11 protein-coding genes and 1 pseudogene are annotated in these 12,601 nt (G+C 71.2%); 2 read left to right on the plus strand and 10 right to left on the minus strand.

Annotated features, from left to right (window positions below; all coding sequences use genetic code 11):
• The first annotated feature begins 18 nt into the window (after positions 1–18).
• Positions 19–819 (plus strand): sugar phosphate isomerase/epimerase family protein, encoded by an 801-nt coding sequence (locus tag ABZ396_RS03940; protein WP_358917206.1) that lies wholly within the window; start codon positions 19–21, stop codon positions 817–819.
• Between the two features lie 254 nt (positions 820–1,073).
• Here ABZ396_RS03940 and rbsD read toward each other — a convergent pair whose 3' ends face one another.
• The 7 genes from rbsD to ABZ396_RS03975 form a co-directional block, all read right to left on the minus strand.
• Positions 1,074–1,463 carry a D-ribose pyranase gene (gene rbsD, locus ABZ396_RS03945; protein ID WP_358917051.1) on the minus strand — a complete coding sequence of 130 codons (390 nt, stop codon included), beginning with the start codon at positions 1,461–1,463 and terminating at the stop codon, positions 1,074–1,076.
• A complete protein-coding gene (locus tag ABZ396_RS03950; RefSeq protein WP_358917050.1) occupies positions 1,460–2,362 on the minus strand; it encodes a ribokinase in 903 nt (300 codons plus the stop codon). The genes rbsD and ABZ396_RS03950 overlap by 4 nt, the downstream gene beginning before the upstream one ends.
• Before the next feature lie 73 nt (positions 2,363–2,435).
• The gene (locus tag ABZ396_RS03955) at positions 2,436–4,382 is read right to left on the minus strand and encodes a substrate-binding domain-containing protein (protein ID WP_358917049.1); all 1,947 of its coding nucleotides are present in this window, start codon (positions 4,380–4,382) and stop codon (positions 2,436–2,438) included.
• Positions 4,372–5,895: a sugar ABC transporter ATP-binding protein gene (locus tag ABZ396_RS03960; protein ID WP_358917048.1), complete on the minus strand. Its 1,524-nt coding sequence runs from the start codon at positions 5,893–5,895 to the stop codon at positions 4,372–4,374. Before ABZ396_RS03960 ends, ABZ396_RS03955 begins: the two co-directional genes overlap by 11 nt.
• A complete protein-coding gene (locus ABZ396_RS03965) occupies positions 5,892–6,959 on the minus strand; it encodes a LacI family DNA-binding transcriptional regulator (protein ID WP_358917047.1) in 1,068 nt (355 codons plus the stop codon). The genes ABZ396_RS03960 and ABZ396_RS03965 overlap by 4 nt, the downstream gene beginning before the upstream one ends.
• A 154-nt stretch (positions 6,960–7,113) precedes the next feature.
• Positions 7,114–7,971: a PhzF family phenazine biosynthesis isomerase gene (locus ABZ396_RS03970; protein ID WP_358917046.1), complete on the minus strand. Its 858-nt coding sequence runs from the start codon at positions 7,969–7,971 to the stop codon at positions 7,114–7,116.
• A 271-nt stretch (positions 7,972–8,242) separates the two neighbouring features.
• Complete coding sequence (locus ABZ396_RS03975; protein ID WP_358917045.1) at positions 8,243–8,620, minus strand: nuclear transport factor 2 family protein; 378 nt, start codon at positions 8,618–8,620, stop codon at positions 8,243–8,245.
• 98 nt (positions 8,621–8,718) lie between these two features.
• Here ABZ396_RS03975 and ABZ396_RS03980 point away from each other — a divergent pair, with 98 nt between their 5' ends.
• Positions 8,719–9,633, plus strand: a complete 915-nt coding sequence (locus ABZ396_RS03980) for a LysR substrate-binding domain-containing protein (protein WP_358917044.1) — start codon at positions 8,719–8,721, stop codon at positions 9,631–9,633.
• 162 nt (positions 9,634–9,795) lie between these two features.
• Here the strand turns inward: ABZ396_RS03980 and ABZ396_RS03985 are convergent, their stop codons facing one another.
• From ABZ396_RS03985 to ABZ396_RS03995, 3 genes and pseudogenes are all read right to left on the minus strand, one after another.
• Positions 9,796–10,578, minus strand: a complete 783-nt coding sequence (locus ABZ396_RS03985; protein WP_358917043.1) for a VOC family protein — start codon at positions 10,576–10,578, stop codon at positions 9,796–9,798.
• 44 nt (positions 10,579–10,622) lie between these two features.
• The gene (locus tag ABZ396_RS03990; protein ID WP_358917042.1) at positions 10,623–11,561 is read right to left on the minus strand and encodes a type II CAAX endopeptidase family protein; all 939 of its coding nucleotides are present in this window, start codon (positions 11,559–11,561) and stop codon (positions 10,623–10,625) included.
• Positions 11,562–11,748: 187 nt separating this feature from the next.
• Positions 11,749–12,202 (minus strand): annotated as a pseudogene (locus tag ABZ396_RS03995) (pyridoxal-phosphate dependent enzyme); the annotation flags it as partial.
• Positions 12,203–12,601 lie beyond the last annotated feature (399 nt).

Here is a 12,601-nt window from a genome sequence, read left to right on the forward strand (position 1 = left end):
CGCTTCTCGATCAACCAGATGACGGTCAGGCAGCTGTCGATTCCCGAACTCGCCGATGCCTGCCTGGAGCTGGGCGTGCCCGGCGTCGGCCTCTGGCGCGAGCCCGTGCGGTCCTACGGCGTCGACGCGACCGCCAAGCTGGTCCGCGAGGCGGGCCTGACGGTCACCACCCTCTGCCGGGGCGGCTTCCTCACGGCGATCGACCCCGAGGCGCGGGCGGCGGCCCTGGCCGACAACCGGCGGGCGATCGAGGAGGCGGCGACCCTCGGCACGGACACCCTCGTGCTGGTCTCCGGCGGCCTGCCGGCGGGCTCCAGGGACCTGTACGGGGCGCGGGAGCGGATCGCGGACGCGCTGGGGGAGCTGGGCCCCTACGCGGAGCGGCACGGGGTCCGGCTGGCCATCGAGGCGCTGCACCCGATGTACGCGTCCGACCGCTGTGTGGTCTCGACCCTCACCCAGGCCCTCGACCTCGCGGAACGCTTCCCCGCCCACCAGGTCGGCGTCACGGTGGACACCTACCACATCTGGTGGGACGACCAGGCGCCCGCGCAGATCGCCCGCGCCGGCGCGGGCGGCCGTATCCACACCTTCCAACTCGCCGACTGGACCACCCCGTTGCCCGAGGGCGTCCTCAACGGCCGTGGCCAGATCGGGGACGGGGCGATCGACATGCGGGAGTGGAAGGGGTACGTGGAGGCGGCCGGTTACACCGGTCCCATCGAGGTCGAGCTGTTCAACGACGGGTTGTGGGCGAGGGACGGCCGCGAGGTGCTCGCGGAGACGGCGAACCGGTTTGTGGAGCATGTGATCCGGTAGCCGCGACCACTCAAGAAGGCCACGAGCGCGGGCACCGGCGTCCCCGGAAGAATTTCCGGCACCCCGTACAACCATCCCCGCGCCCTGCCGGTCATACGTGGCGTCAGAACTTTCGGAGGGGATCTGGGGGGATCGCGGGGGTTCTGATGCGGAGGGGGTAAGCCGAGGGGGTTCGGTCGACGGACCGGGCCCCCTCGAAGCATGTCTGTAAGCGCTACGGCGTGCCCTTGGTGTTCCCCAGCCGTGACCGGGCTCTAGAAGAACACCCCGCACCGCAGCAGCACGTTCGCGTACGGTCGTGCCTCGCCCGTGCGGACGACCAGGTGGGTGTCCCGCGACAGGTCCTTCAGGCGCTCGTGCGGGACCAGGGCCAGGTCGGGAAAGTGCCCGGCCAGCAGCTCGGCCGCGGCCGGATTGGCCTCGCGTATCTCGGTCGCCGCCGTCGCGCCCTCCACGACCAGCTCGGACAGCAGTCCTTCCAGCACCTCCGCGAAGGACGGCACCCCGGCCCGGAAGGCGAGGTCCACGACCCGCGGCCCCTTCGGGATCGGCATCCCGGCGTCACAGACCAGCACCCCGTGCCCGTGCCCCAGCTCGGCCAGCGCGCCGGAGAGATGACGGTTGAGGATCCCCGCCCTCTTCACAGGGCCTCGACCTCCGCCATCGTCGGGTACGACTCCTGCGCGCCCCGCCTCGTCACCGCCGCCGCCCCGACCCGGGCCGCGAACCGAGCCGCCTCCGCCGGCGACGCGCCCGCCCCGAGCCGTACCGCGAGGGCCGCCGCGAACGCGTCCCCGGCGCCCGTGGTGTCCACCGCGTCCACCTTCACGGACGGGACGGACTCGACGCCGTGCCCGTCGGCGACCAGCGCGCCCTCCGCGCCCAGCGTCACCACCACCGACTTCGGGCCCTTGGCGAGCAGCAGCCGCGCCCAGTCGGCCGGCTCCTCACTCACGCACGCCGCGCCGAGGATCACCTTCGCCTCGTGCTCGTTCACGATCAGCGGGTCGCAGGCCGCGAGGACCTCACCCGGAAGGGGTTGCGGCGGGGACGGGTTGAGCACGAACCGGCTGCCGGGGGCCAGGTTCCGTACCACTTCCACCACCGTCTCCAGCGGGATCTCCAGTTGCGCGGAGACCACCCGGGAGGCGTGGAAGAGGCTGACCGCGGCCCGTACGTCCGCCGGTGCGAGACGGCCGTTCGCGCCCGGGGAGACCACGATGCTGTTGTCGCCGGAGGGGTCCACGGTGATCAGCGCGACGCCCGTCGGCGCCCCGCCCGCCAGCACGCCCACCGTGTCCACCCCGGCGGCCCGCTGCGAGTCGAGCAGCAGCCTGCCGTGCGCGTCGTCGCCGACCCGGGCCAGCAGCGCGGTGCGGGCGCCGAGCCGGGCGGCCGCGACCGCCTGGTTGGCGCCCTTGCCGCCGGGATGCGTGGCGAGGTCGCCGCCCAGCACGGTCTCACCGGCGGCCGGACGCCGTTCGACCCCGATCACCAGGTCGGCGTTGGCCGAGCCCACGACCAGGAGGTCGTAGTCGTACATCGATTGACTCCCTGTATGAAAGAGTTGAGGCGGCCGGCCCCCAATTCAACAGCCCGGCCGCCTCCTTGGTGGCTCAGCCCGAGAAGCCGGCCACGTTGTCCTTCGTGACCACCTTCACCGGCACCTTGATCGTCGACTCGACCTTCTTGCTCTGGATGGCCTTGAGCGCGTTGTCCACGGCGATCTTCCCGAGCTGGCTCGGCTGCTGGGCGACCGACGCGTACAGCGTGCCGTTCCTGACCGCGGTCAGGCCGTCCGGGGTGCCGTCGAAGCCGACCACGGACACCGACGTGCCGGCCTTGGAGCCCAGCGCCTTGATCGCGCCGAGGGCCATCTCGTCGTTGGCGGCGATGACGCCCTGGACGTCGGGGTGGGCCTGGAGCAGGTTCGACATCACGTCGAGGCCCTTGGTGCGGTCGAAGTCGGCGGGCTGCTGGGCCACCACCTGGATCCCCGGGTAGGCCTTGAGGCCGTTGGCGAAGCCCTGCGCCCGTTCGCGGGCGGCGGAGGTGCCGGCCTGGCCCTGCAGGATCACGATCTTGCCGTGGCCGCCGAGCCTCCCGGCGACCGTCTTGGCGGCCAGCTCACCGCCGGTGACGTTGTCGGAGGCGATCAGGGCCTCGGTCTTGGCGTTGTTGACGCCCCGGTCGACGGCGACGACCGGGATGCCGGCCTTGTCGGCGGCCTGCACGGAGTTGCTCGCGGCGTCCGAGTCCACCGGGTTGACGATGATCGCGCCCAGTGCCGAACTGGTGAAGTTCTGCAGCTGGTTGGCCTGCTGAGAGGCGTCGTTCTGGGCGTCCGTGACGGTCAGGTCCACGCCCAGCTTCTTGGCCTCGGCCTGGGCGCCGGAGCGGATCTGCACGAAGAACGGGTTGTTGAGCGTGGACAGGGACAGCCCGATCTTCGGGTTGCTCGAGGAGGAGCCGGTGTGCAGGAGGGAGGTCGCGGCCACCAGCGCCACGGTGACGACCGCCGCGAGCGCGTAGGTCCCGGCCTGCTTGCCCTTGTTCCCGCCGGTTCCGGCGGCCAGGGGAGTCGCTCCGGCCTTGCGGCGCACGGTGTCGAGGAGCACCGCGAGCGCGATGACGACACCGATGACCACCTGCTGCCAGAAGGCGGACACGTTGAGCAGGTTGAGCCCGTTGCGCAGCACCGCGAGGATCAGCGCGCCGATCAGCGTGCCGGACGCCTTGCCGGTGCCGCCGGCCAGGGAGGCGCCGCCGATCACGACCGCGGCGATGGCGTCCAGTTCGTAGCCGTTGGCGGCCTGCGGCTGTGCGGAGGACAGCCGGGCGGCGAGCACGATGCCGGCGACGGCCGCGAACAGTCCGGACAGCGCGTAGATGGCGAGCTTCTGCTTGGACACCCGCAGCCCGGACAGCCGGGCGGCCTCCTCGTTGCCGCCGATCGCGTACATCGAGCGCCCGATGTACGTCCGGCCGAGGACGAAGGCGGCGATGAGCCCCATGACGATCATGACCAGCACCGGCACCGGCAGCCAGCCGCCGAGCGTGTCACCGAGGTGCGAGACGGAGTCCGGGAAGGCGATGGGGGAGCCCCCGGAGATCACCAGCGCCAGACCGCGGCCGACCGACAGCATCGCGAGCGTCGCGATGAACGGCGGCAGCTTGCCGTACGCGATGAGGAAGCCGTTGACGAGACCGGCCGCGACACCGGTCAGGACCGCCAGCACCACCGCTATGACGACCGGGACCCCGTGCTGGGTCGCGGTCCACGCCAGCACGGTGGCCGACAGGGCCGCCACCGAGCCGACCGACAGGTCGATGCCCGCCGCGACGATCACGAAGGTCGCGCCGAAGGCGAGGATGGCCGTCACGGCCGCCTGGACGCCGACGTTCAGCAGGTTGTCGGTGGTGAGGAAGTCGCCCGACAGCGCCGACATGGCGATGACGAGGACGATCAGCGCGGTGAGCGCGCCGTTGTCGAGGAGCAGTCGGCGGACCGCCGCGGCGCCGCCACCGGCGCCCGATGTGCTCTTGAGCGTGTCAGCGGCCACGAGCGGCCTCCTTGTCGGTTGTGGTGGGGTTGCTGACGGCGAGTGCCATCACGGAGTCCTGGGTGGCCTGGTCCGCGGCCAGTTCGCCCGCGATACGGCCCTGGGCCATGACCAGCACCCGGTCACTCATCCCGAGGACTTCCGGGAGATCACTGGAGATCATCAGTACGGCGGCCCCGGCGGCCGTCAGCTCATTGATCAGCTGGTAGATCTCGACCTTGGCGCCGACGTCGATACCGCGCGTCGGCTCGTCGAGGATCAGCACCTTGGTGTCGGCGAGGAGCCACTTGCCGATGACGACCTTCTGCTGGTTGCCGCCGGAGAGCGTGCGGACGTGCTGCCCGAGGCCGGCCATCCGCACGCCCAGTTGCTTGGCGATCCGCCCGGCGGCGACATGCTGTGCCTTGAGGTCGACGATCCCGGCCCGGGTCGCCCGGCGCAGGGTCACAAGGCCGAGGTTCTCCTCGACGGAGGCGTCGAGGACCAGCCCCTGCCCCTTGCGGTCCTCGGGGACGAGCCCGATCCCGGCGGCCATGGCCGCGTTGACGTCGTACCGCCTGAGCGCGCTTCCGGAGACCTTGACGGCCCCCTTGTCGTACGGATCGGCGCCGAACACGGCGCGCACGACCTCCGTACGGCCGGCGCCCACAAGCCCCGCGATGCCGACGACTTCACCGGCGTGCACCTCGAAGCTGACGTCGTGGAAGACGCCGTCCCGGGTCAGTCCTTCCACGGACAGCAGCGCGGCACCGGTCCCGGTCCGCTCGCGCGGGTACTGCTGCTCGATGGACCGCCCGACCATGAGCCGTACGAGTTCGTCCTGCGAGGTGGCGGCGGGCACCTGCCCGACGGACTTCCCGTCGCGGATCACGGTCACCCGGTCTCCCAGAGCGGCGATCTCCTCCAGGTGATGGGTGATGAAGACGATCCCGACGCCGTCCGCCCGCAGCTGCCGCACGATCGCGAAGAGCTTCTCCACCTCCTCCGAGGTGAGCACGGCGGTCGGCTCGTCCATGATGAGCACGCGCGCGTTCAGGCTGAGCGCCTTGGCGATCTCGACCATCTGGAGGCGGGCGATACCGAGTTCGCGGACCCGCGCGCGGGGTGAGACATGGACTCCCACCCGCGCGAGCAGCACCTCCGCGTCGGCCTCCATCCTCTTCCGGTCGATCATCCCGAAGCGGCGCGGCTGCCGTCCCAGGAAGATGTTCTCGGCGACCGTGAGGTCGGGTACGAGGTTGAACTCCTGGTAGATGGTGGCGATCCCGAGGCGCTCGGAGTCCTGCGCGCCATGGATGCGCACCTCCTCGCCGCCGGCCAGGATCCGCCCCTCGTCGGGCGTGTAGGCGCCGGAGAGCATCTTGATGAGGGTGCTCTTGCCCGCGCCGTTCTCACCGAGGAGTACGTGCACCTCGCCGCGGCGCAGATCGAAGTCGACGCCGTCGAGCGCGACCACGCCGGGGAAGGACTTCCGTATGCCCTCGATGCGCAGCAACTCGTCCGGGTTGCTCACGATGTGCTCCTTTGCACAGGGGTCGGGTTCTCGCCACGGTTGTCGCAGCGGTTCTCGCTACGGTTCTCGTCTGGGTTCGCGCCGCACGAGCGGCGTACGACGAGCCGGGCGGGGAGGGTGACGGACCGGGGAGACCGCCCCTCGATGCGGTCGATCAGCGCGCGTACGGCGGCGCGCCCCAGTTCGCCCGTCGGCTGGGCGATCGCCGTGACCGGCGGATCGGTGTGCACGAACCACCGGATGTCGTCGAACGCGGCGAGGGCGATGTCGTCCGGCACCCGCAGGCCACGCGCACGTACGGCGTCGAGTGCGCCGAGCGCCATCAGGTTGTCGGCGGCGAAGACGACCTCGGGCGGCTCGGGCAGGTCGAGGAAACCCTCGGTGACCCGCCGCCCGCTGTCGGCCTGGAAGTCGCCCTGTCCTATGTAGGCGTCGGGGAGGGGGACGCCGTACGCGGCGAGGGCCTCCCGGAAGGCCTGCACGCGCTCGCTGCCGGTGGTGGTGCCGGCGGGGCCCGCGATGATCGCGAGCCGCCGATGCCCCAGCCCGTGCAGATGCGCGACGAGATCCCGTACGGCGGTCTGCCCGTCCGCCCGCACCACCGGCACGTCGAGGCCGGGGATCCACCGGTCGACGAACACCATCGGCGTCCCGCCGCGCGCCGCCTCCAGCATCAGCGGGGAGCCGCCGTCTGTGGGGGAGACGAGCAGCCCGTCGATCCGCCGGTCGAGCAGCGTCCGTACGTGGTGGTCCTGAAGCTCAGGCCGCTCGTCCGCGTTGCCGATGATCACGCTGTAGCCGAGCGCGCGGGCCTCTTCCTCGACCGAGCGGGCCAGTTCCGTGAAGTAGGGGTTGAGTACGTCGCTGATGACAAGGCCGAGGGTGCGGGTCTGGTCGGTGCGCAGGGAACGGGCGACGGCGTTCGGGCGGTAGCCCAGCGTCTCGACGGCGGCCAGCACACGGGTACGGGCGTCGGCGCTGACCGACGGATGGTCGTTCAGGACACGGGACACCGTGGCGACGGAAACGCCCGCCTCGGCGGCCACGTCCTTGATGCTCGCCATCGCCGCTCCACCTCCTCGTGGAACTCATGGAATCGATTACACGCACTGCGTCCCGAGGATTGGAATCGATTACACGAGGTTGAGGCAAGAGGCGGGAGGTGGCCGAAATCGAATCGTGACTCTCGCCGGGCCGTCGCGCCGGGTACCGGCTGCTTCACCCGATACGGGTTCCCGTGCCGCTGACGCGGACGCGCGGGTCACCCGCGTACAGCGTCACGGTGAGTTCGCCAGGGCGGCCCAGGTCCTCGCCCTGGTACAGGGTGAGGACGGCGTCCTCGGAGACCAGGCCCAGCTCACGGGCGTACGCACCGAACGCGGCGGCCGCTGCACCGGTCGCCGGGTCCTCGACGACGCCGCCGACGGGGAACGGGTCGCGGACGTGGAAGACGGTGGCCGACTCCCGCCACACCAACTGGACCGTGGTCAGGTCCAGGCGGTGCATCAGGGCTTCGAGCCGCGCGAAGCCGTACGCCAGATCCGCGAGGCGTGCCCGCGTCGCCGCCGCGAGAACGAGATGGCGGGCACCGGCGTACGCGACCCGGGGCGGGAAGCCCGGGTCGAGGTCGGCTTCCGGCCAGCCGAGCGCGGCGAGCGCCTCGGCGAGGTCGGCGTCGGCGAGGCGCTCGACGTGCGGCTCGACGCTGGTGAGCGTGGCCGTGACCGTCCCGTCCTCCTCCGTCACCTCCACCGGCACGGTGCCGGCGCGCGTGGCGAACACCAGTTCCCCGGGGCCGATCCGCTCGGCGAGCGCGATCGCGGTCGCGATGGTGGCGTGCCCGCAGAACGGCACCTCGGCCTTGGGGCTGAAGTAACGGATGGTGTACGACCGCTCCTCTGGAGAGGCGGTCAGGAACGCGGACTCCGAGTACCCGAGTTCGGCGGCGACGGCCAGCATGCCGGCGTCGTCCAGGCCACTGGCGTCCAGTACGACGCCGGCGGGGTTCCCGCCCTCGGGCCGGCTGGAGAAGGCGGTGTATCGCAGTACCTCGGAGCGCGGCGCATTCGTCGTCATGGTCGCCCAACGCGGGGCGGTCTCACGGCTATTCCGGCGATTCCCGGACGCGACGGCCGGAGCACGCCTTACGGTCACCTACCGGCGGGGACTGGCGGATCTGTGCCACCGGGGAGAGACACGTCCGCGGCCAGGCTCCGCCACGGGGGCACAAGTTCCTCCGTCTGCGGGCTTGGCCACGGGGGCACAAGTCCTTCGCCTCCGGGCTTGCCGCTTGGGCACGAGTGCTCCGCGGCCAGGCTTCCCCCACCCGCGGGCACAAATCCCCCCGTCACGCCCCCGAAGCCCCCGGTGTTCGTGCGAACTCGGGCTGGTCGAGCAGGCGCAGCCAGCTGCCGTCGGGCTGGCGCCTGACGACCTGGGCCCGCGCACCGGCCCCGTCCCTGGGCGGGGTCGATGTGAGGGCGATGTCGCCGCTGACCAGCGTCGGCAGTGGCTGCTCCGGCTCGAAGCGGGGACCGCCCGCCAGCACTTTCTCCCACAGCGCGCGGATCGCCTCCCGACCCACCGTCAGCTCGCCGGGCGGGTAGGCCAGTACCGCGTCCTCCTCGTAGAGGGCCGCGACCCCGGCTGCGTCACCGGCGTTGGACCGCTCGACGAACAGGCGCGTGATGTCTTCGGGGCGCATGGCCCTCTCGTACTCCGGCATGGGTACCTCCTGATGTCGGGTTCCGGCGCTTCTCAGCGTGGTCACCGACCGATCAGAAGTCCAACAGATGTGTCTTCTGCAAACTAGAATCAGCAGTCATGGAGCTGAGGCAGCTGGAATACTTCGTCGCCGTCGCCGAAGAGCAGAACTTCACCCGTGCCGCCGAGCGGGTCCACATCAGCCAGTCCGGCGTCAGCGCCCAGATCCGCCAGCTCGAACGTGAACTCGGTGCGGAGTTGTTCGACCGGTCGGCCCGCACCGTCACGCTCACCGTCGCGGGAAAGGCCGCGCTCGAATACGCCCGCACCGCACTCGCCGCAGCCGGGGCGGTCGGCCAGGCGGTGGGAGAGGTGACCGACCTGATCAGGGGCCGGATCACCGTCGGAATGGTGCTGGGCTGCACCCTCACCCCGCTGTTCGACGCTCTCGCCGCGTTCCACGAGGCGCATCCCGGTGTGGAGATCCTGCTGCTGGAGGACAGCTCCGACCGGCTTGCCGAGGGCGTGCGCAGCGGCGCCGTCGACCTGGCACTCATCGGGGCCGCGGCCGCCGCCCCCGACGGGCTGGAGGCGCTGACCATCATCAGCGAACGGCTCGTCGCGGCGGTCCCGGCCGGGCACCCCTTGGCGAAACAGGCGCAACAGGCGAAACAGCGGCGAGTAACCCTGCGCGACCTGATGAGCTACCCGATCGTGTGCATGCCGCCCGGCACCGGTCTGCGTGCGGTATTCGACCAGGCCTGCGCCGCGCAGAACCTCCAGCCCGCGATCGCCCTGCAGGCCGGCGCCGCGGACGCCATTGCCGGCCTCGCCGCCCGCGGGCTCGGTGTGGCCATCCTCAGCGACTCGATGGCCGCGAGCCACGGTGACCGGCTCACCGCCTGCCCGATCGAGGATGTCGAGACACCGGCAGTGCTCGCCCTGATCTGGAAGACCGCGCACAACCCCTCGGTGCGCGAGCTGCTCGTGCACAGCCGACGGGCGTTCACCCAGTCCGACTCCACTCGCCGGTAGCACCTTCGAGATCAACTGGACCGGGCCGCAAGCCCTGGTGGAACGGCACCCACCTCCAGGGCGGCCCGGGCGGCACCATCACTCACGACAACGCCCAGCACGGCTCCTGGGGTTACAAGGAGACCTTGACCAGGGACTGCTCTGCCGGCGGTGTCTCACGTCCTACATCGGCTTCGGCTTGAAGACCGCGAACACCGCGCCCTGCGGGTCGGCGACCACCGACATCCGGCCGGCCATCATCTCGAACGGCGGTTCCAGCACCGTTCCGTTCCGCTTGACCAGGGCGTCCACGGTGGAGTCGACGTCGTCCACGGCGAAGTACACCAGCCAGTGCGGCGGGACACCCGGCCGGTCGTCGCCGAGCGGGGCGGCGCCGCCGACGGTCTTGCCGCCGACGTTCAGCGACCAGTAGTTCCCCTCGGCGCCCTCCATCGGCTGGATCTCGATCCCGAAGACCTCGCCGTAGAAGCCGGTGGCGGCGGGGATGTCGCTGGTGTTCAGCTCGTTCCAGATCAGCGTGCCCGGCTCGTTGACCAGCCCGGCGCCGTGGAACTCGCCCGGCTGCCACACCCCGAACACCGCGCCCTGCGGGTCGGCGGCGATCAGCATCCGGCCGAGGGAGCCGACGTCCATCACCGGGGCCAGCAGGGTGCCGCCCGCCGAGACGATCGTGTCCTGGGTGGCCTGCGCGTCGGTGCTGGCCAGATAGGTGGTCCATACGGTCGGCGCCTCCGGCTGCCCCTCCGGCCCCATGGAAGGACCAATACCGGCCACCGGCTTGCCCCGCAGCGTGCAGACCGCGTACCCGCCGAACTCACCCGGGCCGGGCTCGCCCTGCCAGCCGAACAGGTCACGGTAGAAGTCCAGCGCGGCCTGCTGGTCCTGCGCCATCAGATCGACCCAGCACGGGGTGCCGGTCGCGTACGGAGTAGTGATCTCGGGCATCTCCAGCTCTCCCTGCGCGTGAACAAGTTCCCCGCCGCCCACCATCACCGCCCCTCGCGGATCCCGCCACCCGGGCCGACAGGGGAAGTGCTTCCGGACGGCAGACCCAGCCGGCCCCGGGTCGCCACCAGCACGACGGCCGCCGCCAGCGCCGCCGCGAGAAGGAAGGCGTGGGCGGTGTCCGCCGGCGTGACGTCCGGGAACATGTCCGACCACGCCATGGAGAAGTAGTTGTTGACGCTGGTGTGCAGCAGCATGACCAGCGGCATGCTCTCGCCGGAGCGGTTGAAGACCCAGGTCATCACGAAGCTGAAGGCGAGCGTGGTGGCCATGAACTCCAGCGGCCGGGACAGGTCGACGTTCGGGCCGCCGCCCCACTCGGTGAGGAACAGCGGCAGGTGCCACGCGCCCCACAGCAGTCCGACGACGAGGGTGGCGACGAAGGGGCCGTACCGGCGCTGCATCTGCGGCATGGCGAACTCGCGCCAGCCCGGCTCCTCGGCGAGACCCGTGGTGATCATCTGGATGACCAGTCCCGGGACGTACGCGGCGAGCACGGCCGCCGACGGCATCAGCGGGCCCTGACCGGTCAGCGCGGCCGAGGTGACGGTCAGCGCGGCGGGCACGGACACCGCCACGGCCAGGAACCACCACCAGCGCACCCGCAGCTTCGTCATCCGCCCCCGCCACGCCCGCAGCCCGGCCCGGCCCTCGGTGACACCGGTGACGAGCAGCGCGGAGGCGATCGGGCCGAGGTACGCACCGGGCAGGACGCCCATCAACTGGCTGCCGGCGGCCCCGCCGGGGAAGGTCCAGTGCCACACCCCGAGCCCGTTCCCGGACAGGATGTACGGAGTCCAGGCCAGCCAGCTCAGTCCCATGGCCAGCGAGAAGAACCAGGTCAGCGGGTGGCGGCGGATACGGGAGCGCAGAGGGGTGTGGGCCTGCTCGGCCTGCGACTGCGGGAGGCTGGTGACGGTCACCGGGGGTCCCTTCGGGACGTTCGGACGGAGTCTGAGAGGCGCGATTCGCGACGCGTTCTGCGATGCGTTTCGCAGTGCGTCTCGCGATGCCTCCAGCACACCAGCGCCGAACCCGCCGATCATTGCCGCACACGCCCCAACTCCCGGTACAGCAGGCTGTACCCGGGCCGACGCGCGGGTGCGCCGATCAGTGCGCGAGGGGGGGCCGCCGGTCGGCCAAGTCGCTGGGGTCGGTGTTCGCTCCGCACAGCACGACGCAGACCTTCTCGCCGTCGGCGGGCCGGTAACCGTGGCCCGTGAGCGCGGCGAGCGCGGTCGCCGCGCCGTGTTCGACGGCCGGCCTGCGAAGGTCCCACAGCGCCTGGCGCGCCTGGACGATCTCCTCTCGCTCACCAGCAAGGAGCGCACACCGTCCTGCTGGGCGGCCCGCAGCGCCATGGCGGAGACACGGCGGGCACCGAGGGAGTCGGCGGCGACGGAGTCCACGGTGAATCGACAGGGTGTCCGGCTTCCAGGGCGGCTTTCAGGGCACGGCAGTTGGTCGGCTCGACGGCCATTACACGGACCCGGTGGTGCTGGGCCGAGGCTGTCACCCCGGCGAAGAGCCCGCCACCGCCGACGGCGACGACCACGGTGTCCAGACGGGAATCCGCTCCCCTCTAGTACTCCAGCAGCACTTTGACGTTTTCCCTGTTCAGGGGCGGTTTGGGTGGGTGTGGTGGGCTGGTGGACGGCCCGTGTTCTCTTTCCCGTGCCGCCCCTCGATCGTGTGCAGCCGCCGCTGATAGTGGCAGCGGCGGGCGACGGCTTGGCGTCGTCTGCGCCAGTGCGACCATCTCAGCGCGCGTGCGCTGATGAGGGGCTGGCCAGCGGAGAGGGATGAGTGGCCAGTTGCCAGGAGCCGCCGAACTTCTGCCACGGTGAGAGGCGCGGGGCAGGAACCGTTTCTGCTGCCCCTTTTGCAGCGGCGTCGGCGGCCATGCGCGCCTGACCTCGGACACGAGCTCTGGCAACGCAGACGACACGCCAGGGCCCCCCGA

The organism is Streptomyces sp. NPDC005866 (genome assembly GCF_040629895.1).
Taxonomy (GTDB): domain Bacteria; phylum Actinomycetota; class Actinomycetes; order Streptomycetales; family Streptomycetaceae; genus Streptomyces.

Excerpts from the sequence above, each read along its gene's own strand:
- ABZ396_RS03975 (WP_358917045.1), bottom strand. The coding sequence starts at position 8,620 with ATGCCGGAGTACGAGAGGGCCATGCGCCCCGAAGACATCACGCGCCTG.
- ABZ396_RS03940 (WP_358917206.1), top strand. The coding sequence starts at position 19 with ATGACGGTCAGGCAGCTGTCGATTCCCGAACTCGCCGATGCCTGCCTG.
- ABZ396_RS03965 (WP_358917047.1), bottom strand. The coding sequence starts at position 6,959 with ATGGCGAGCATCAAGGACGTGGCCGCCGAGGCGGGCGTTTCCGTCGCC.
- ABZ396_RS03950 (WP_358917050.1), bottom strand. The coding sequence starts at position 2,362 with ATGTACGACTACGACCTCCTGGTCGTGGGCTCGGCCAACGCCGACCTG.
- ABZ396_RS03980 (WP_358917044.1), top strand. The coding sequence starts at position 8,719 with ATGGAGCTGAGGCAGCTGGAATACTTCGTCGCCGTCGCCGAAGAGCAG.
- ABZ396_RS03985 (WP_358917043.1), bottom strand. The coding sequence starts at position 10,578 with ATGCCCGAGATCACTACTCCGTACGCGACCGGCACCCCGTGCTGGGTC.
- ABZ396_RS03970 (WP_358917046.1), bottom strand. The coding sequence starts at position 7,971 with ATGACGACGAATGCGCCGCGCTCCGAGGTACTGCGATACACCGCCTTC.